General features: G+C 40.8%; 26 protein-coding genes. 11 read left to right on the forward strand and 15 right to left on the reverse strand.

From position 1 onward, the window contains the following. The first annotated feature begins 32 nt into the window (after window positions 1-32). A complete protein-coding gene (locus tag PR799_RS01120; RefSeq protein ID WP_272521055.1) occupies window positions 33-491 on the forward strand; it encodes a hypothetical protein in 459 nt (152 codons plus the stop codon). Between the two features lie 128 nt (window positions 492-619). On the opposite strand, the gene PR799_RS01125 is transcribed toward PR799_RS01120, so the two are convergent. Then, window positions 620-1,144 carry an Lrp/AsnC family transcriptional regulator gene (locus tag PR799_RS01125; protein ID WP_154627986.1) on the reverse strand — a complete coding sequence of 175 codons (525 nt, stop codon included), beginning with the start codon at window positions 1,142-1,144 and terminating at the stop codon, window positions 620-622. A gap of 149 nt (window positions 1,145-1,293) precedes the next feature. Between PR799_RS01125 and PR799_RS01130 the strand changes: the two genes are divergently transcribed. Then, window positions 1,294-1,905: a LysE family translocator gene (locus PR799_RS01130; RefSeq protein ID WP_154603954.1), complete on the forward strand. Its 612-nt coding sequence runs from the start codon at window positions 1,294-1,296 to the stop codon at window positions 1,903-1,905. 46 nt (window positions 1,906-1,951) lie between these two features. Here PR799_RS01130 and PR799_RS01135 read toward each other — a convergent pair whose 3' ends face one another. Beyond that, entirely contained in the window at window positions 1,952-3,370 is a 1,419-nt protein-coding gene (locus PR799_RS01135; protein ID WP_154627985.1) for an aminotransferase-like domain-containing protein, read from the reverse strand. Between the two features lie 244 nt (window positions 3,371-3,614). On the opposite strand from PR799_RS01135, the gene PR799_RS01140 reads away from it, so the two are divergent. From PR799_RS01140 to PR799_RS01155, 4 genes are all read left to right on the forward strand, one after another. Beyond that, window positions 3,615-4,952 carry a cytochrome ubiquinol oxidase subunit I gene (locus PR799_RS01140; RefSeq protein WP_272521056.1) on the forward strand — a complete coding sequence of 446 codons (1,338 nt, stop codon included), beginning with the start codon at window positions 3,615-3,617 and terminating at the stop codon, window positions 4,950-4,952. After that, the gene (cydB, locus tag PR799_RS01145; protein WP_272521057.1) at window positions 4,942-5,952 is read left to right on the forward strand and encodes a cytochrome d ubiquinol oxidase subunit II; all 1,011 of its coding nucleotides are present in this window, start codon (window positions 4,942-4,944) and stop codon (window positions 5,950-5,952) included. The genes PR799_RS01140 and cydB overlap by 11 nt, the downstream gene beginning before the upstream one ends. Then, complete coding sequence (locus tag PR799_RS01150) at window positions 5,909-6,088, forward strand: DUF2474 domain-containing protein (protein WP_272521058.1); 180 nt, start codon at window positions 5,909-5,911, stop codon at window positions 6,086-6,088. Before cydB ends, PR799_RS01150 begins: the two co-directional genes overlap by 44 nt. A 154-nt stretch (window positions 6,089-6,242) precedes the next feature. Next, on the forward strand, window positions 6,243-7,082 hold the full coding sequence (locus PR799_RS01155) for a siderophore-interacting protein (protein ID WP_272521059.1): 840 nt from the start codon (window positions 6,243-6,245) through the stop codon (window positions 7,080-7,082). Window positions 7,083-7,151: 69 nt separating this feature from the next. Here the strand turns inward: PR799_RS01155 and phoH are convergent, their stop codons facing one another. The 4 genes from phoH to PR799_RS01175 form a co-directional block, all read right to left on the reverse strand. Then, window positions 7,152-7,937: a phosphate starvation-inducible protein PhoH gene (phoH, locus tag PR799_RS01160; RefSeq protein ID WP_154603958.1), complete on the reverse strand. Its 786-nt coding sequence runs from the start codon at window positions 7,935-7,937 to the stop codon at window positions 7,152-7,154. A gap of 486 nt (window positions 7,938-8,423) precedes the next feature. Continuing rightward, window positions 8,424-9,389 (reverse strand): endonuclease, encoded by a 966-nt coding sequence (locus tag PR799_RS01165; RefSeq protein WP_442959899.1) that lies wholly within the window; start codon window positions 9,387-9,389, stop codon window positions 8,424-8,426. Between the two features lie 323 nt (window positions 9,390-9,712). Next, on the reverse strand, window positions 9,713-10,174 hold the full coding sequence (locus PR799_RS01170) for a threonine/serine exporter (RefSeq protein WP_080675670.1): 462 nt from the start codon (window positions 10,172-10,174) through the stop codon (window positions 9,713-9,715). Continuing rightward, on the reverse strand, window positions 10,174-10,986 hold the full coding sequence (locus PR799_RS01175; RefSeq protein WP_272521061.1) for a threonine/serine ThrE exporter family protein: 813 nt from the start codon (window positions 10,984-10,986) through the stop codon (window positions 10,174-10,176). Before PR799_RS01175 ends, PR799_RS01170 begins: the two co-directional genes overlap by 1 nt. 148 nt (window positions 10,987-11,134) lie before the next feature. Between PR799_RS01175 and PR799_RS01180 the strand changes: the two genes are divergently transcribed. Then, window positions 11,135-11,773, forward strand: a complete 639-nt coding sequence (locus PR799_RS01180) for a TetR/AcrR family transcriptional regulator (RefSeq protein ID WP_154627981.1) — start codon at window positions 11,135-11,137, stop codon at window positions 11,771-11,773. On the opposite strand, the gene PR799_RS01185 is transcribed toward PR799_RS01180, so the two are convergent. Beyond that, window positions 11,768-12,175 (reverse strand): hypothetical protein, encoded by a 408-nt coding sequence (locus PR799_RS01185; protein WP_230088639.1) that lies wholly within the window; start codon window positions 12,173-12,175, stop codon window positions 11,768-11,770. The genes PR799_RS01180 and PR799_RS01185 overlap by 6 nt on opposite strands. A 222-nt stretch (window positions 12,176-12,397) precedes the next feature. On the opposite strand from PR799_RS01185, the gene PR799_RS01190 reads away from it, so the two are divergent. Further along, window positions 12,398-12,715: a DUF5339 domain-containing protein gene (locus tag PR799_RS01190; protein WP_272521062.1), complete on the forward strand. Its 318-nt coding sequence runs from the start codon at window positions 12,398-12,400 to the stop codon at window positions 12,713-12,715. Between the two features lie 71 nt (window positions 12,716-12,786). Here PR799_RS01190 and PR799_RS01195 read toward each other — a convergent pair whose 3' ends face one another. The 5 genes from PR799_RS01195 to sra all read right to left on the reverse strand — a co-directional run bounded on the left by PR799_RS01195 (window position 12,787) and on the right by sra (window position 16,061). Beyond that, window positions 12,787-13,236, reverse strand: coding sequence for a universal stress protein (locus tag PR799_RS01195; RefSeq protein ID WP_154627980.1), 450 nt, complete (start codon window positions 13,234-13,236; stop codon window positions 12,787-12,789). 189 nt (window positions 13,237-13,425) lie between these two features. After that, window positions 13,426-13,764, reverse strand: coding sequence for a hypothetical protein (locus PR799_RS01200; protein WP_036954745.1), 339 nt, complete (start codon window positions 13,762-13,764; stop codon window positions 13,426-13,428). Between the two features lie 117 nt (window positions 13,765-13,881). Then, on the reverse strand, window positions 13,882-14,310 hold the full coding sequence (locus tag PR799_RS01205) for a universal stress protein (protein WP_006660028.1): 429 nt from the start codon (window positions 14,308-14,310) through the stop codon (window positions 13,882-13,884). A 486-nt stretch (window positions 14,311-14,796) separates the two neighbouring features. After that, window positions 14,797-15,576 (reverse strand): YaeF family permuted papain-like enzyme, encoded by a 780-nt coding sequence (locus tag PR799_RS01210; RefSeq protein ID WP_154627979.1) that lies wholly within the window; start codon window positions 15,574-15,576, stop codon window positions 14,797-14,799. Window positions 15,577-15,842: 266 nt separating this feature from the next. Beyond that, window positions 15,843-16,061 (reverse strand): stationary-phase-induced ribosome-associated protein, encoded by a 219-nt coding sequence (gene sra / locus PR799_RS01215; RefSeq protein WP_230088637.1) that lies wholly within the window; start codon window positions 16,059-16,061, stop codon window positions 15,843-15,845. 391 nt (window positions 16,062-16,452) lie between these two features. Between sra and PR799_RS01220 the strand changes: the two genes are divergently transcribed. Both PR799_RS01220 and PR799_RS01225 read left to right on the forward strand, forming a co-directional pair. After that, entirely contained in the window at window positions 16,453-17,151 is a 699-nt protein-coding gene (locus tag PR799_RS01220; RefSeq protein WP_154627978.1) for an aspartate/glutamate racemase family protein, read from the forward strand. Window positions 17,152-17,282: 131 nt separating this feature from the next. Then, a complete protein-coding gene (locus tag PR799_RS01225; RefSeq protein WP_272521063.1) occupies window positions 17,283-17,519 on the forward strand; it encodes a helix-turn-helix domain-containing protein in 237 nt (78 codons plus the stop codon). Window positions 17,520-17,596: 77 nt separating this feature from the next. Here PR799_RS01225 and PR799_RS01230 read toward each other — a convergent pair whose 3' ends face one another. The 3 genes from PR799_RS01230 to PR799_RS01240 form a co-directional block, all read right to left on the reverse strand. Continuing rightward, on the reverse strand, window positions 17,597-17,740 hold the full coding sequence (locus PR799_RS01230) for a hypothetical protein (protein WP_272521064.1): 144 nt from the start codon (window positions 17,738-17,740) through the stop codon (window positions 17,597-17,599). A 133-nt stretch (window positions 17,741-17,873) separates the two neighbouring features. Beyond that, window positions 17,874-18,095, reverse strand: coding sequence for a YdcH family protein (locus PR799_RS01235; RefSeq protein ID WP_108478997.1), 222 nt, complete (start codon window positions 18,093-18,095; stop codon window positions 17,874-17,876). A gap of 128 nt (window positions 18,096-18,223) precedes the next feature. Continuing rightward, a complete protein-coding gene (locus PR799_RS01240) occupies window positions 18,224-18,673 on the reverse strand; it encodes a carboxymuconolactone decarboxylase family protein (RefSeq protein WP_272521065.1) in 450 nt (149 codons plus the stop codon). Between the two features lie 425 nt (window positions 18,674-19,098). Here PR799_RS01240 and PR799_RS01245 point away from each other — a divergent pair. Then, the coding region (locus PR799_RS01245) for an Ivy family c-type lysozyme inhibitor (RefSeq protein WP_272521066.1) at window positions 19,099-19,344 on the forward strand (246 nt) is incomplete at its 3' end.

Below are 19,344 nucleotides of genomic sequence, written 5' to 3' on the forward strand. Positions count from 1 at the left end.
ATATTGATAACTCTTTTATTGGTAGGGATCCCATGAAACTTCGCCGTACACTACTTGCTCTAGCATTACCTGTACTCATGTCTGCCCCAGCACTGGCTGATTCACACACAGTGACTGTATTTCAATGCGTTAACAAAAATGACCGTCAGGTCAAAGTGACGTTGATTAATGGTCAGTATCAGTACCAGTTTGGAAAATTAAATCAACAGCCTGATATTGAAATTACCCGTAGCCCTAAACAACTTACGCAGGGCTTTTTCCAAACCCGCTATGCGGATACAGATACTGGTTATGCAGCGTCCCAAGAAATCGATTTTAAAAACGGCACTTATACCTATACCATTTTTACAACTCATTCAGGCTCTAAAATAGAATCAGGGGTTGTGGTTTATAACAAAGATAAGCAACTGACAAAGATTGTCTGTGTGCCAAATACCGTTGTCGACAATATTTATGAGCACCTTGCTGAAATTCCTGAGCGCCCAGAATAATATCTCTGGCGCTATATCCGCCCATTAATAAGTAGTCAATACAAATTGGCAAGCTGCTCAATAATATCCATTATGATTATTGAGCAGTCTAGAAGGGTAAATAAGTGGATTTCATAAGCTTATAAAACTTATAAAGGAAGTGCATACGTCACTTTGACGGTCTCCATCGGCACTTCCGTTTTGATACTCTGCACACTGCTTATTTGCGTCAAATAATCGGCATGAAAACGGCGATAGGAAGCCATATCTTCCGTCACAATACGGATCAGTGCATCACACTCACCTGCCATTAAATGGCACTCCACCACTTCTGGCATTTGCTGAATATCGGCAACAAATTGGTTAATGGTTTGCGCATCTTGCGTTTTAAACCAAATACGTGCAAACAGGGACAAACCGGCGCCAATCTTTGCACCATCCAACACCGCAACATAACGTTTAATTACGCCAGCATCTTCCAGCAACTTAACGCGTCTTAAGCAAGGTGACGGGGATAAGCCGACTTCTTTTGCCAGTTCAACGTTTTGAATTTTTCCATCACGTTGCAGCACCTGCAAAATATGTTTATCAATCGCATCTAATTTGATTGCGGATGAGCTACTGTGTTCCAGCTCATGTTTTTCTGCATAATGCGAGCCAGTAGTCTTTGGCATGCGAACCTCTTTTGCTTTTATTTTTTGATATTAAATGTCAAATAAACATCCATGACAAGCAACAAAACAACCAAATTCCAACGGAAAATAGCTATAATAACCAAACTTTTTCTCTTCATAAGAAAATAATAATAAATAGAGGTGTTTGGATGGATCTACAAACGTTATTGCTGTTTAGTGCAACTGTCATTCCTTTAATTTGCACACCAGGTCCCGATATTTTATTTATCTCATCGCAAGGGCTATCAGGCGGTATCGCGGCTGCATGGAAAGCCAATTTGGGTATTATCCTCGGCTATGTGACCCATGCCATTTTAGCGGCACTTGGCCTCGCAGCTATTGTTGCAACTTCACCGATTATCTTCCAAACCATCAAATGGGTGGGAGTCGCCTACGTCGCTTACTTAGCCGTTCGTATGCTGTTATCGGCCATGAAATCGAGAAAGTTCCAGATTAACGTCGTTTCCACGCAAGCTGTGATTGGCAAAGCGTTTCTCACTAGCTTCCTTAACCCTAAGGGGTTGCTAGTTTATTTCGCAATTTTGCCTAATTTTATCCATGTTTCCGAAAGCGTTGCAATACAATCTTTAATCTTATCAGCGACTTTTATCACATCATGCATCATTATTTACGGTGCTATCGGCATGATATTCGCATCAATGCATAATCGCCAACAATATAGCGATAAAAAACGTCGCATTACAGAAGGTGTTGCTGGCGGAATGTTAACCTTTGCTGCCATCGGACTTGCAAGCAGCTAATCAACTCTCAAGGGTGAACGCGACTTTCGCCCTCACCCCATTTTCCCTATTTAAGCCCCGTTAATCGATGGCATAAACGGCCTAAAATTTGCATCGCCTGTTCGAGCCTGTCATTCCATGCAAATGACGCATTTAGTCGAAATGCATGATTAAATTGATCGCTGGTAGAGAACATGCTCCCCGGCGCGATGCTAATGCCTTCTTTCAACGCCAATTGATACAGCTGGATGGCGTTAAATGGCGGTTCAAATTCCAACCATAAAAAATAGCCCCCTTTTGGGGTGTTCACTTTAACGGTGGACGGCATATATTTCGCGATTGCGCTCAGCATGATATGTTGCCGCTGCTCCATGGTTTGGCGCAGTTTGCGCAGATGGTTATCATACCCCCCTTGAGACAAGTATTCCGCAATCGCCAACTGAGTTGGCACGCTGGCAGAAACGGTGCTCATCATTTGTAGATGCTGAATTTTGCTCGCATGATGACCTGCAGCCACCCACCCAACACGGTACCCTGGTGCTAAACATTTCGAAAATGATGAACAGTGGAAAAAGTTTCCTTGTGAATCGAGTGATTTTGCAGGAATAGGTTGCTGATTACCAAAGTAAAGCTCGCCATACACATCATCTTCGATCAACACAATTTTGTGACTGTTCAAAATATTCACTAACCGCTTTTTATTGGCAGGAGGCATCGTGCCGCCTAACGGGTTTTGATAGTGCGTCATCAACCAACAGGCTTTGATCGGATATTTATCCGCAATGTCCTCTAATGCATCGAGATCAATCCCAAATAATGGGTCAGTTTTGATAGCAATCGCTTTAAGTTTTAAGCGCTCTATTGCCTGCAAGGAACCATAAAATGCAGGGGATTCAATCACTACCCAATCCCCCGGTTGAGTGACGGCTTGCAAGCTCAGCACTAAGGATTCCATTGCCCCTGCCGTGATCACAATTTCATCGGGGGCGACGTGGATCCCTTGCGTTGCATAGCGCTGGGCAATATTGCGGCGCAGCTGTTCATTTCCCGGTGGTAAATTGGTGGTGGTATTGGTTTTCGATAAACGACGCGCCACCGAAGCGAGAGACTTGGCTAATTTTGGGTCATCCAGTAAAGCGGGTTCTGGGAAAGCAGAGCCAAATGGGATAATATCGGGGTCTTTGCAAGCTTGTAGAACACCGAAAATCGAGGCGTTGATCTCCACATTTTCATTTAAATGGAGCCCTTTTCCCCCTTTTGCGGCGGCAAATGCGTTATTGCGATTTGCAACATAATAGCCAGATTGCGGGCGCGCAGCGACCCACCCCTGACTTTCCAGTAACTGATAAGCTTGCACCACTGTCATTAAGCTTAAACCCGATTGCTTAACGCTCTCTCTGAGTGAAGGTAGCCTGTCACCTACTTGCCAAATATTATCTTCAATCTGTTGACGAATTTGTGCTGCTAACTGTTCATATCTCGTCATTCCCGCCTCACTGTTATAGGTGATTTGCTAAAAATTGTTACTATTATAGTTTATCGTCTCATGTTCTACTTATCCACACATTCACCTGACTTTTTTTAACTATAACCACAAAACATTTTTAGTTGGATTTATGAGTGTTAACAATCCAGTGAAATCAATTATTTATTGCTAAGGAACAGCCCACAATTGCTTCGCAATGGCTGGAAATGTGGCGTGTCGAAATCAATTCCATTCAGGGGTCAATATGTTTGGACTAACTGCGCTGGAGCTTGCCCGTATTCAATTCGCGTTTACGGTATCGTTCCATATTATCTTCCCTGCCATCACCATCGGGCTTGCCAGTTTTTTGGCAGTTCTCGAAGGTTTATGGCTCAAAACCCGCGATACTGACTATATAAAATTGTTCCATTTTTGGTCAAAAGTGTTTGCCGTCAATTTCGGTATGGGTGTCGTTTCTGGATTGGTGATGGCATACCAATTTGGGACTAACTGGAGTTTCTTCTCGGATTTTGCAGGTGGCATCACCGGCCCACTCTTAACCTATGAAGTGCTCACCGCCTTTTTCTTAGAGGCTGGCTTCCTCGGTGTCATGCTATTTGGTATGAACCGCGTGGGCGAAAAGCTTCACTACTTTGCGACGTGCATGGTTGCACTCGGCACCATCATTTCAACCTTCTGGATCCTTGCATCCAATAGCTTTATGCAAACACCTCAAGGTTTTGAAATTATCGATGGGCGAATTGTCCCTGTTGATTGGTTAGCGGTGATCTTTAACCCCTCATTCCCATACCGCTTACTCCACATGACCACTGCGGCATTCTTGGCAGCGGCGTTTTTCATTGGTGCATCCGGCGCGTGGCATTTACTCAAAGGCAATAAATCCTCTGCCATGAAGAAAATGTTCTCCATGTCCTTGTGGTTGATCCTGATTTTAGCGCCAGTCCAAGCTTTCATCGGCGATGCTCACGGGTTAAATACCCTAAAATATCAGCCTGTTAAAGTCGCGGCAATGGAAGGTCACTGGGAAAATAAACCTGGCGAAGCCACCCCGCTGATCCTTTTCGGTATTCCTAATATGGAAAAAGAAAAAACCGAATATGCCATTGAAATTCCTTACATGGCGAGCCTGATTTTGACGCACAGCACTACCAAACAAGTTCCTGCCCTTAAAGAGTTTCCGCCTGAAGATAGACCGAATGTGTTTATGGTGTTCTGGTCATTCCGCGTAATGGTGGGCTTAGGCATGTTGATGATTGCTGCGGGTGTTTGGGGACTGTGGCTGCGTTCACGTAAAAAACTGTATGACACTAAATTGTTCCTGCGTTTTATGTTCGTCATGGCGCCATCAGGGTTAATCGCCATCTTAGCCGGTTGGTTTACCACCGAAATCGGTCGCCAGCCTTGGGTTGTCTACGGTTTACAACGTACAGCAGATGCCGTGAGCGCCCATGGTGAAATGCACATGAGCGTGAGCTTGCTAGCCTTCTTTGTGGTGTACGGCGGCGTATTTGGGATCGGCTACATGTACATGATGAAATTAATTCGTAAAGGTATCTCCGAGGAGGCAACTCATGGGCATTGATTTACCACTAATTTGGTTTGTCATCATCGTTTTTAGTATGTTGATGTATATCGTGATGGATGGTTTTGACTTAGGTATTGGTATTTTGTACCCAGCTCTAAAAGAGAGCCAAGACCGAGATTTGATGATGAACAGTGTGGCACCGGTTTGGGATGGTAACGAAACATGGTTAGTGCTTGGTGGTGCGGCGCTATTTGGAGCATTCCCATTAGCCTATGCCATTGTTTTAGATGCGCTATCCATCCCTCTTACCTTTATGTTGCTAGCATTGATTTTTCGTGGGGTCGCCTTTGAGTTCCGCTTCCGCGCCGATGAGTCTCATCGCCGCCGCTGGGATCACGCCTTTATTTGGGGCTCGATTCTTACCACATTCTCTCAAGGAATTGTGATTGGCGCGTTTATTCAAGGCTTCCACGTTGAAAACCGTGTGTATATGGGTGGTTATTTTGACTGGTTCGCACCTTTCCCTCTGTTCTGTGGATTCGGTTTAGTCGTCGCTTATGCCTTGCTGGCATGTGGCTGGTTGATCATGAAAACGGAAGGACACCTGCGCAAAACCATGTATCGCGTGTTAACCCCATTAACACTGGTCATGTTGGCGGTGATTGGCGTGATAAGCGGGTGGACCCCCATGTTGAATGACGCGGTTTATGCACGCTGGTTTAGTTTGCCGAACCTGTTTTTCTTCTTACCCGTTCCTTTATTAGTGCTCGGCTGTGTGTGGATCATTTTAAAAAGCGCCAAACGTCAACGTTACGATAGCGTGCCATTTCTCGCTGCACTCATGCTGATTTTCTTAGGATTTACAGGATTAGGCATCAGCATTTGGCCAAGTTTAATTCCACCAGCAATTACCTTCCGCGATGCAGCTGGCCCTTCAGAAAGCTTAGGTTTTATGCTGGTTGGCGCTCTGTTCATCATCCCTGTTATTTTGGTTTATACCTATTGGAGTTACTATGTCTTCAGAGGAAAAATTACCCCAGATCAAGGCTATCACTGATACAACCGCCAGTTCACCTTGGTGGAAGAAACTCGGTTGGATGGCAGCAATTTGGTTAGGAAGCGTATTGGCACTATTCGCATTCTCTTCCTTATTTAGATTGTTGATGACCGCCGCTGGCATGAAAGTGAAGTAAGCCCTTTGCCGCAGCATTAAAATGCTGCGGCATGTTTATAATTAGACGCTCAATAATCCTGCATCTTTTGAATAGTTTTCCTATAAACATTCATGATATGATAATGATAATAATTAACATATAATAATATTATCATTAAGAAAGGAGACGGTTAGTGGCTAGTGAACAGACTGTTGAAAAAAATATCTACCGCCCAGCGCCCCCACAGCTTATTCAAGTTAAATCCATTGTCGATATCAGCCCTTCTATCCGCAGCATCACATTTACGGGTGAAAAATTAGCCAGTTACCCAGAGGAGTGTGAAGGTGGTCATCTCAAAATTTTTATTGCCCCTGACCATCAAAGCCAACCCGCGCTTCCTTTCCTTACTGAAAAAGGACGTAGCTGGCCAGAAGATAAGCCGCGCCCTTTTGTACGCACTTACACCGTTCGCGCTATTCGCCCTGAGCTCAACGAAATCGATATTGAGTTTGCCATGCATGAAGGGGTGACAGGCCCTGCTTATCTGTTTGCCCGTGATGCAAAACCAGGTCATTGGCTGGGGATCACTAATCCAGGAGGGCCTGACCCACTACTGCCTATCCGCGCACATTACTTTATGGCGGGTGATTCAAGCTCTTTACCTGCGATTGCGGCGTTACTGGAAAAAATGCCTGCTACAGCAACGGGACGCGTCGTTTTACGCCTTGACCACCAAGCGGATATTCGCGAGTTAACCAAGCCAGCTAGCATCGAAATTGATTGGATCTGCGGAGACATTAGCCAAACCACCAATCTGATTAATACCTTTAAATCTTGGGATATTCCAGAGTCCGATGTGGGCTTTTGGATTGCTGGCGAAGACCAAATTATCCGTGAATTACGCCGTTATATTCGACGTGAGAAAGGTTTTGGTCGCGATGATATCTACGCAATTCCTTACTGGCGATATGGCTATGATGAGGAAGGTTATCATCATGAACGTCACGCCGTCATGGACAACCCTGACGACTAATAAAAAACTGCCCCTATACTGGGGCAGTTTCATGCATTAATTAGCCTGTGTAGCTAGTTAAACTAGTTATTAGTCATTGTAAGCCAGCAGGGCCTTGTGACACAGCTGGGATCTCACACAATCATCAATTGTGAAATTGACCATCGAGACCATTTCATCGCTACTAAAGCGCTGTAAAGCATCCCCCAAACCTGACTGAACGCCGCTTGGTAAATCACATTGAGTCACATCTCCGTTCACAATTACCGTTACGTTCTCACCCAAACGAGTTAAAAACATTTTCATTTGAGTGACTGTGACGTTCTGTGCTTCATCGAGGATAACAATCGCATTTTCGAATGTGCGACCACGCATATAAGCAAATGGCGCTATTTCGACTTTAGCTATCTCAGGGCGTAAACAATACTGTAGGAACGAAGCGCCTAATCGCTTCATTAATACGTCATAAACAGGTCGGAAATAAGGCGCGAACTTTTCAGACATATCTCCCGGTAAGAAACCAAGATCTTCCTCCGCTTGCAACACGGGTCTCGTGACAATGATTTTGCTAATTTCCTTGTTAATCAAGGCATCCGCAGCCAATGCAGTACTGATATAAGTTTTCCCGCACCCTGCCTCACCGTTAGCGAAAATTAACTGCTTGTGCTTGATGGAATTAATATAGAGCTTCTGGGCTTCATTACGTGGTGCTATTGGAGTTTCATCGCGACGTTCTTTCGCCATACCTATCGGCTCAATGCCTGTAAATTCAGCGAAGGAGGTAACATTGTTCATATCATACCTCCCTGAACGGTCTTTGCGTGATGTACGTTTCATCTCACGACGTGCTTTTGTTGCAGCTTTCTGTCTACTCATAGTATTAACCCTTCCAGGTATCGATGATGTCAATTCAGATGACGAACTATTCAAAACAGAGAGGAGCTCCCTTCAAGCTCTTGTGTAACACTGGTTGATAATTCAGGTATAAAAAAACCGGTTAGCAATCTCATCATGTCAGTTTCATGATGGAGTGGTAACCGGTCTCGCACATTGATTAACAAACACCTAGTTCTCATTAGTTTCTCCTATACAGGCGATACTCGTAAACTAAAGAATCTGTATGACAATATTATGACAATATAAAAAATACTCGAACTCACGACAAAGTATTGCATTGGCCCGAATATCATCAACCTACAACGTTTCCATACAATAAATATAGCGCGAGTTTTTTTTGAATGACAACTTTAAATTAACAAAAAATGTGTAAATTCACGTATCTATCAGATAAAATGTGAGAAATATCATATAAAAGCTGCAATAACCCACCTGCTTTATTGCATTATTACAGCTTACATTTGATTAACGCGGTTTGCAGTTACCCGCAAGCTGATAACCTGCAGCTTGCGCCTCGGATTCATTGGCAAATAATTCAGCATTTTTATCCGACAAGGTTTTGAACCCTGAACAGTGGGATAAATGATATTTCTTTGAATTACGGTTACCTTTTACCTGCGTCTCGCTTTCCTTGTTTGGGGAGGATTGAGGTACAGGCTGAGGGAGTTTTTCGCTGGGCTTATCACTCATATTTAAGCCATCGCCGCTATTTTTGTGCCCTAAACTCCATACTCTTTCGCCCGTCACAAATGGGTTATGGTGCCCCATCACTTTAGCAATGCGCTGATCACGTTTTTGTTCCCATTCATCCACCGGATGCTGTTTATCCCACGCCATAAATAACTGCTGCTGTTGGCGTGACATGGATAAATTATAGCGGTCATGCATATAGAAATAGACCCGAGCAACCTGCCCTTTCACCTCGTCGCGTGGCTCAAAGATTTTCTGTTTAAAATCAATGCGACTACGACATGCACCGTAAGAATAAGGCGCATTTGCAGGTAACTGACCATAGCTCCAATTACTGCGGTCACCGTTCACTTCTCCAATTGAAGGCGCGAGGTTATGCATATCTGCCTCCATTCGAGAAAATACCGGATCAGTTGAAACGCAATTTTTGCGTCCTCCCTTTTGCCAGCACTGTCTTTGATGACCAAACACCCAAGCAGGAACAATATGTTCCCATTCAATACGCTCAGCACGGCTCTGCTGCTTACGCACTTGGTAGCCGCATGAGGCTAAATCAACTTGCCCACCACTTTTACCTGCCCATTCCCACTCACAGCCACAATATAGCGTTCCTTGTCCCTGATGATTTTGATCACCATAAACGAGGTTTTTACTGGACGTTTTCGCTTCAGTGAAATTGTTCGGTGCAGCATAAACGGAAGAGATAAATAATGAGGAAAAACATACTAACGCAATGATCATGCGCGAAAAATAAAAAATCTGTTTCAAAATAACACCATTGATAAGAAAAAAAGCAATTTATTAAATACAACACGTAAGTTATTCATGCAAAAATTGCTGAATGAGCTATGTATACTCGCTAGTTGGATGAAATATAAGTCTTTTTGATATCAATTGGTACTCAATTTTATTACATCAAAAGCAATATCGGAATTTGTGCAATAATATATAAAGAATAGATAACAAGCTTGGCGAACAAAAAGCGTTAATCACTATCAACTAACGCTTTCACTATTGCGTGATTTATTGCTCAAAGGGTTCTAGCAGTAAAACCTTTGTGAGTATCAAACACTTGGCTTTTTGCGATATAACCACAACCCAGGTAACGAAATGCCGATAGAGAGCGCACCGACAATAAAAGATGCCCTTAAAAAATAAGTAACCAGCGTTTCCATTAACTCTGGGGTATAGCCATATTGAGAAATTTTCACCACAGAAATCATTGCGATATAGGCGCTGATCCCCGGAAACATAGGAATAACCGCTGCAACAGTAAAAACTTTCGGATGAGCCAGCCACCAACGCGACCACTGAATCCCTATCATGCCAATTAAAATCGCAGCAAGAAAACTCGCCCATTCAATTTGCAATCCCAGCGACATTAAAATCATTCGTGAACCATAACCAATCGCGCCTAATAACCCGCAATATTTCAATGCCCTCACTGGCACATTAAACACCATTGCAAAACCGACAGCAGGGACAGCCGCTAAGACCATTTTCTCAATTAGCTCAATGAAAAACATTAGGCCCACTCCCTCAGATTCCAAATGATCATCGCCAATACAACGCCGATACAGGTTGCCAGCGTTAATAAACTGGCCATCATCCAACGAGCAATTCCTGTATTCACGTGGCCTTTGAACATATCCGCCACCGCATTAATTAATGGAAATCCGGGAACTAACAACAGCACGCTTGCCGCCATCGCAATGGTTTCAGTCACATTTAAATAGGGCACTTTGAGTAATAAACCCGAAACGGATGTCGCGACAAATGCTGTAATGCAGAAGTTAATCAATGGGTTAATCTGGCGAGATGTTAACACTTGCCGGATATACATCGCACAGCCACTCGCCATAAAGGTGATCAACGCACTTTCCCAACCACCTCCGTTAAGGGAACTGAAGCAAGCACAAGAAAGCGCCACCATCACCACCATTAGCCAGCGGGGATAACGTAGTGGCTTGATGCCTGCTAATTTTTTTTGTAGTTGTTTGCGGTCAAGTAAATGGTGTTCAATGAGGATCACTGCATGCTGAACCTCTGTCACCACATGCATATTAATGCCACGGCCAATAATCCGCCGAGTCGATGTTAAACAACGCCCATCGATGATTGTGGTTAATACGAGTGAGTTAGATGAAATTGCACTATCTACCTGACTAGCGCCCAAAGCGATGCCTAAACGTGTTGTTAACTGCTCAACCAACATACTCTCAGCGCCATGCTGTAATAGCAGCAAACCGCATTCAATACACAGCTTTGTAATTTCTCTCTGTGTATCAACAAGCATTTCTTCTTCCTGCGTTTTTTCATCCGCTATGCAATCCTTCATTCTCTCCCCCAAGGATTTGACAAAAATTCAGATATTGATTTAAACATGATAATATTCATATACATCATAGAGGAAAATAACAAACTGAATTATGACCTCTTTCAGATAATTTAGTCCCGTGCCGCCATTTTGTTAGGAAATTGATTTCATGAACCAAACAAGTTCAGCCAAAACACCAAAAGGACAGCGCCGCCATCAAGCACTTATTATGGCTGCAGCGGATATTTTTCTGCAATACGGCTTTGAAGGCACGACATTAGATATGATCATCGAACGCGCGGGTGGTTCCCGGTCGACGTTATATAAAAACTTTGGAGATAAAGAAGGCTTATTTGCCGCAGTCGTGGCACATATGATAGACGATATTTTTACCGAACCAGACCATAAAGAGCCGCCTTTAAACAACATAGAAGCGGTATTATCGTTTTATGGTTCGCGTTTTTTAGTCAATGTGATTAAACCCCAATCTATCGGGCTATATCGCCTAATATTGGGTGAATACAACCGCTTCCCTGATATTAGCCAACTCTTTTTCGAACAAGGCCCCGTGCAAAGCTATCAGCGCCTTGCCGAAAAGCTTGCACAAATTCCGACTGTCAAAGTCGATAAAGCCACACTGTTAAGTATTTCATCCCGTTATCTAGAGATGCTAAAAGCGGATGTTTTTATCAAAACCTTCTGTGTCGAAAACTTTAAACCTAGCGATGAATTTATCCATCAACAAATCGGGCTTTCCGTGGATATCATCGCTAGCTATATTCGTAAAATTAGTGCTAGTAAATCATAGCCCATTTAAAATTTCAGTGGCTCGCTGTTGCGCAGCTTGAGAGCTTTCCACTAAAAAAACTTCAGACCCATACAGAGATGAAATAACAGGTGCAGTGCGCTCCATTTCATCTTTATCCCCCCCATCTGGCTGTAACGTGATCACCATTGCTCGACAATATTCTGCCATCGTCTCTCTTCCATCTTTCAACCACCGACGCACAAATTTCATACATTCCATATCTTCTGCTGTTGGTTTCCCTTTCTGTTCCATAGGTGGATAAATTAAAACAAACGGGGTCTTTTTCGCTAATAATTGCTCAAGTTCCGATAACCATGACTGAGTTTCCACCATTGACGTTGGAAACGTATTCATCGCGCAGACAGGCCAGCTCTGAGTATTAATCATAATACTGTTATTCATTATCATTCCTTACGTTGGGTTGTTAACTCAATAAAGTGTACTGAAATGTACACTTTATCATTGCAGGCAGTCAAGAATGATTCTCATTTATAGTTTGCAATTTATGCTATAGCCACTTCCTTTAATATTGGTATGATTAATTTGATAAAAATTAAAACGCATTGAAATATTCATCATTGGCCGATGTCTTTTTAAAAAATGGGATGCTATGCTGGCCGAAATATGACTTTTGAAAGTGAAAATATAATGAAGAATATTCTGCCAATTGCATTGGGCCTATTTGTTTCGCTGACTGTATTGAATGCAAATGCAGGACAAGTTTGTGACAAATATTTCAAAGAAATGAATGCGCTAGTTCAACAAGCGGAAGAACAATATAAAAACGAGCCTAATGCGAGTGAACAAATCGCATTAATGAAGTCGCAATTAGAAGACGCTAGGAAAACCCTCGCAAGTTATCCTGAGGATACGCAAGAGCAAGCATGCGGCCAGGCATTAACAGCTATTGAGCAGGCAAAAGAAACTGTCAATAAATCCTAATTGCTCCAAAGAAAAAGACCTGATAGCTCAGGTCTTTTTTATGAATCCAGTCTGTGTATTAAATAATAAAACTATCTTACGACTAAAACGGATATTTTTGCATAAGAGACGATCCCTGAAGCATTCGAACCTAATAAGTGGGTTGAAATACTTGGGTTACGTGAGCCAACCACAATAAGGTCGGCATGAACTTTCTCAGCTTCGTCTAATACTTTTTCTCTTGGCGAACCGAACTCCACTTTATAAGAGATCCTATCCGCGGGGAAATCCATATCTTTCACAATGTGATTAACCAGTTCAACCAGCTGTTCTTCCGAACGTTCAATAGCCTTTTTCGTAAATGAGGTGAGCAAATCATAATGATAGCTATAACTCATCGAAAATCTTGAAACATCCGGCACTGAGTGAAATAGATGAATGTTAGCGTTATCCATTTTTGCTAAATGAATGGCTTGCTTTAACGCTTTATCGGTCAATGCATCTTCAGAAATATCAACGGGAACCAAAATAGTTTTATTCATATAAGCCCCTCTCAAGGATGTATCTCTCATTCAATTTATTCGTTTTTTGAATAGATGAGATAGCGGTTTAATGGTTATTGTTTTGCCAAGAAAAGTATAGTCTGAATAAAATGAAAATGTCGTGAACTGGTTTACTAATCTGACAATCAATTCAGTAAAATAATCACAACATTTGGCAACTTATTCAATCTAATCCTCTTCTAGATGCCATTTATGTAATATTCGATGAATAAATGGCGTGACGATTAAGCCAATACTAATAATGAATACACTTTGTAAAAATAAACCATAAATAGCGATAAAGAAACGGCCTGTTTGGGTGATTGGTGCAGGCTCAATCGCTTGACCACTCAGCATTGATAATGCGTTTAGCATAGATTCCATTATCGAATGCCCTTCAATAAAATAAAAACCAATAATCCCAGGCAGTAAGCCAATAAAAAACACTAATAACGCTAAAAAATAAAAACGCAGAACTCGCAAAACAAAATGCTCCATGCGCATTAATTCTTTAGTGAATTTCTCCATAAAAATCCTACTCAATCCATACCGATATGCCAATTTAACAATGATCTTGTAAACGACATAAAAAAACCTATGCAACATTATGGAAACTTCATTGCATAGGTTTTAAAAAAGAATAAATTAACGAACAACCAGTACGGATGTTTCTGCGTAGCGAACAATTCCTGCCGCTGTGGAACCTAACAAGTGGGTCGTAATATTTGGACGGCGAGAACCAATCACAATAATATCAGCATTAATATCCTTTGCGGTGTTAATCACTTCATCACGAGGTGAACCAAACGTGATAGTGTAACTGACATCATCATGAGGAAGATCGATCGAATCCATCAACATTTTCATGTCTTCTTCTGCTTTCACTGTCGCTCGGTCTTTAATTTCCATATAACCCAACGCATACGCATTTATAATCGCCGAAGAGATAGGCAATACGTGGATCAGATGAATTTTTGCGCCAGATTGTTTCGCTAAATTTACCGCATGACGAACCGCTTTACTGGTCAACTCTTCTTCAGTGAGATCGATAGGGACCAAAATCGTTTTGTACATAAGCCCTCCTGATAAATTATCGAATAAACATTAACAGTAAAATTATAATCAACTGTACGTAAATGTCTCTTATCTCAAAAGATAAATGAGATCTCCGGCTACAAATTCACAACATTATTCCTTTATCAGCATCTAAATTCACTTCAGCACTCGGAGAAAAAGCAAAAAATGTTAAATATTTTTCGCCAGAGTTAAATGAGATTGTAGTAAAACGAACCAATAAAACCATTAATCAGTTTGTTTTTTAAGTACTTTTTAGATTTTCGGTGGGATAAAAAATTTTAATAGTTATATGAAAAAAGGGGTTGATTTCTTAAATGAGAATAGTTATCTTTTATCTCGTGAATAGTTGAGTGAATTACTCGGTCTTTTCACAACGACATTGCTCACATTGCTTCCAGTTTAGCTGGCCAACTCATTTGAGTTGGCCTTTTTTTTATTTTATTGGCAAGCAATATTTCATCAAAACTTAACCTGCAATATCCGTCATTTATTGAGGATAGCGCCTCCAAAGCTCCAGTTTTTTAAATGCCCAACATAAGTTAAACGCTCTGTTGGCATAAAGGTAGGTACGTCCCCTGAACGCATATGCAAAATATCAGCAGGTGTAATCCATGATGAGTTCCCCTCAAATAGCGGCACACCGGCATATTTATACGCATCTAGGACAAACTGCGAACAAAAGAAGCCGTTGGCTTGTTCAATATCATCCCCTAATTGCACTGTAGCCAGTGTTTTAAGACAAAAATTACGGATAGTCTGTCCAATCAACGGTAATTCACAGACGCGCTTTGTCAGCATCCACGGCGCAATCATGATGATCCCTTTCATGTTGTATTTACCTCCATCATTAACAGTAGAAAACTCACGCAGTTTTTCTGCATGAAATGACGTCAATAAGTTATGCCGTAATACAACCATATTATTAGAATCTGTGATTGCTTGGTCGAGAGGAATAATTCTGACCCCACTCCCAACCGATTCTGCCACCTGACCAAAACCTAAATAAATAGAGGCGTGACTCACCCCGCTCACGCTAAATAAGCGGATCCCCCACGAGTTCATCCCCGTAGCTGAAGATAGAAGGATATCTCCAGGCAACATATCTGCCACCGTCAATGTTTCAATTGAATCCTTAATCGGGATCGTGTTTGCATGCTGAATACTAAATTTCAGCTTATTTGACTCATCGTCAGTTTTAAATTGTGTTGAACAACCATTTATAAATAGAAAACAAAAAAATAGCATCCATTGGCATAATTTCATCTACACATATCCATTTTAGTTGTATTTATCATTATCCTCGATTTCGATTTTATCGAGAGAATATGACTATCACACTATTTTATTTTCTTTAATAGATAGAAACTTAGTGGCGATCACAAAAAATCACTGAATGATCATGAACCATTCCAATGCTAAAATACCATCAGATAATTCAAAAAAAGATATGGGTATATGAAGAGGTTTATTATTGCAGTACTTAAACCCTCTAGCCTATCTAGAGGGTCACATCTTACCCGGAAATTAACTTAGATATATTCCGGATAAAATACGCTGATAGAGTGATAGGTTTTCTTTTCTGTGGCTTTATTTTTCTGTACCGCAACAAACGGCTTATCTTTTAGCTCTTCAGGTAAAGCCGTAGCATTTTCCTTTGCAATTACAGAAACTTGAATATTACGCTTAGAACGACTTAACTTAAACGGCATCCCTAATAAACGACGAGCTTGGTTATTACTTACCATCATAAACTCCTTAACTAAAAAATTTAAATTCATAAACCGAACATCAAAAAAATAGTCAGTGTAGGTCACTAGGTTTATTTTATTCCCGCATTATCTAAAAAATAAAATAAGTAACTTTAGTAGTATAGCAGCAATAAAATATTATTTAATGAAGATTTACTGAACAGTCTCAGTACGTTACTAATCAATTTCACCAAGAGTAATAATAAAATAAACCTCTAATATGTTATTAATTACAGAAAGATAATTTCAATATTAAAACTAGTAAGATAAATATCAGTTAAAAATAATCTCGGCTTTATTTATATTATCGATAAAAACTGATATTAACGGATTGACTCCCCATAAATATGCTCAGTATAGTAAGAAAACAACACATATAAGGTACTTATAAATGAAGACGATTGGACTTATCGGGGGAATGAGCTGGGAATCAACCCAACTCTATTATCAACAAATAAATGAAGGTATTAAGCAGAAACTTGGAGGGTTACATTCCGCTAAGATTGTTTTATACAGCGTTGATTTTGCTGAAGTTGAATATTTTCAATCTCACGGTCAATGGGATCTTGCTGCCGACCATTTAGTAAAAGCAGGAATGAGCTTACAAGCGGCCGGCGCTGATTTTTTGGTTTTGTGTACAAATACCATGCACAAAGTCGCCCCACAAATCGAAGAAAAATCCCACCTTCCTCTCCTTCACATTGCAGATGCAACAGGTGAACAAATAGTACAATCAGGTATTACAATTATTGGGTTGTTAGGTACTGCATTTACCATGGAGCAAGCTTTTTATAAAGATCGGCTGATTGATAAATTTAACTTAAGAGTGGTAACACCAAATGAGGCAGACAGAAAAATCGTTCACGATATTATCTATAATGAGTTGTGTTTAGGGGTTATCTCTGAGACTTCACGAACCGAGTATCAACGCATCATGAAATCACTCGTTGAACAAGGCGCTGAAGGTATTATTCTTGGATGTACCGAAATAACCTTGCTGGTAAATGACGATGATACTTCCGTTCCCATCTTTGATACCACAGCAATTCATGCGCAGAGTGCGGTTAAATATGCACTAAAAAACCAGTAATAGCGAGTTTCCATACATTAGGATAATTACCATAAAATTATCCTATCATTACCAAAATGCAGATGCTTCCCTATTAACGTTTAACATATCTATGTTATTTATTGTCCACCACTAATTTTAGGGCTGTACCGATGAACGAAAGAAAACTTAACAACCTCTCTTTAGGACAATTCATCAAAGAACAGCGTCTCGCTCGTCAAATAACGGTCACCGAGATAGCTAAAGCCATTTCAGTTTCAGAGCGCGCATATTCCCGATATGAAGATGGTTCCTCCTCGATATATGTTGGGCATCTTATTGCACTAAGCTCCGTATTAGATGTTGAGCTTCGAACACTGCTCGACGCGTATTTAAAACCAGAACAATAATATTTATGTCATCCTCTTAGCATAAAGCTCCTAGTTTTCACTTTATGCTAAGTATCGTTTTTTGATGGGTTTACTTTTTAGTATTGAATATAAAATACACTCATCATAAATATTTCCGCTATTTTTCCACTATAAAGTAGGTATTCCACAGGTGTTGCAATCATGCTGATAGTGCCCATCATCGCTTCTGCAATCATTTCTATTGGGTTAAATACAGGCATATATATTCTCCTTTTTAGACACACTATCTTAGCTAAGTAGTTCCGCCTATAGGATTAAGTGCAAATTGCTTCTAATGAAATCAATAAAAAGCCCCACACTTGGCGAGGCTATGAATTGTCGTAATCTATCGAGTTAACTCAGTTCTGGTGGGTTTTTCAATATTTGATGAATCTCTTCTTTAAGGCGCAGTTTTTCTTTTTTTAACTCTATAACATCAGTGCCATACCCACTTCTGTCTGGATGCTCCAGTCTGGCTATTTCATGATCGAGTTGATTATGCCGATTAAATAAGGCTCTAAAATCCGGATCTGACTGACGAAGCTGCGAGATTAAATCACGATACTCTGGGAACATAAGTCATTACTCCATTAGCTGATTAATACGCACAGTCCAGTGTCACGTAGATTGAAAATGAAGTCACTTTACTTATTGTAAATATAGGACAAGTATCACTAATATTAACCTGTGATTTGGCTAGAGACTTACGGTTTCACTTTATAACGACTCGCGATAGCGATGCGATTAAAAGAACCAATGATGATAGATATCCATTCAATTAATGCTAGTTGCTCATCGTTCCAGTATTCCGCAGCTTTTTTATAAATATCATTAGGAATATGACCGGAATGAACCATATTGACTGATTCAGCCAATAAGAATGCGGCCTTTTCTTTTTCAGAAAAATAATCAGCCTCTTCCCACACTGCGACCAATGCGATTTTATCAATATTAACATGGCATTTTTGAGCATCTTGGCTATGAAGCCTCACGCAGAAAGCACATCCATTAATCTGAGATATTCTCAATTTAAGTAGATGAATAAACCCTTCTTCCATTCCTAATGATACTGCTTGCTGATCAATATGATTGCTAATCTCAATCAGCTTGTTATACGCATCAGGAGAACTTTTAGATAATGATGCTCTGTTCATATACACTCCAAGTTACATTGCAATGAAATATATATAACCAGTTTCAATAAAATTCATCTATCGATTTAGTGTTACACAATCGCCGGTGAAGCTAAACCTCCCTTCAAACCGATAAGAACACGAGATAGAACCTTTTCCGTTACTAGCTATTCCTTCTAACAAAAATTTTTGCCTATACTCCCAAGTCTATTAATTTAAGTACTGAATAAAGCAATTTTCTGATTATTTACGCCACCTTTAAATTGTTCATTTTGGTCTTGGACTGAGCCATTTACATTTCTCCAGATATAAAAAAACCACCCATCCGGGGTCAGATTAGCTTCTATGTAACTTTTATTTAAATTAACACCATATTATTCTAGAATTTGGTTTTGCAACATTTGGCACTAACCAGATAACCTTTAAACACACAAAGGATTATTAACATGCTTAGAAAATTAACACTCATCGCAGCTCTTTTCATCGCAGCCAATGCTCATGCTGGCAACGATTTAACTATCAGTAAGTTAGCTAGTGATGCAAATACTAAAACAGCACTCCAACAAGTTGTAAAAAACAACGATCTCCCATCATGGATCTTAACTGGTGGCACTGAATCCCCATCAAATACTGTGACTTTAAACGGTAATGAATACCAAGTAGCAACAGCGTGCAAACCTCACAATTGCCCA

Origin of the sequence: Providencia sp. PROV202, from assembly GCF_028479565.1 — a bacterium.
Taxonomy (GTDB): domain Bacteria; phylum Pseudomonadota; class Gammaproteobacteria; order Enterobacterales; family Enterobacteriaceae; genus Providencia; species Providencia zhijiangensis.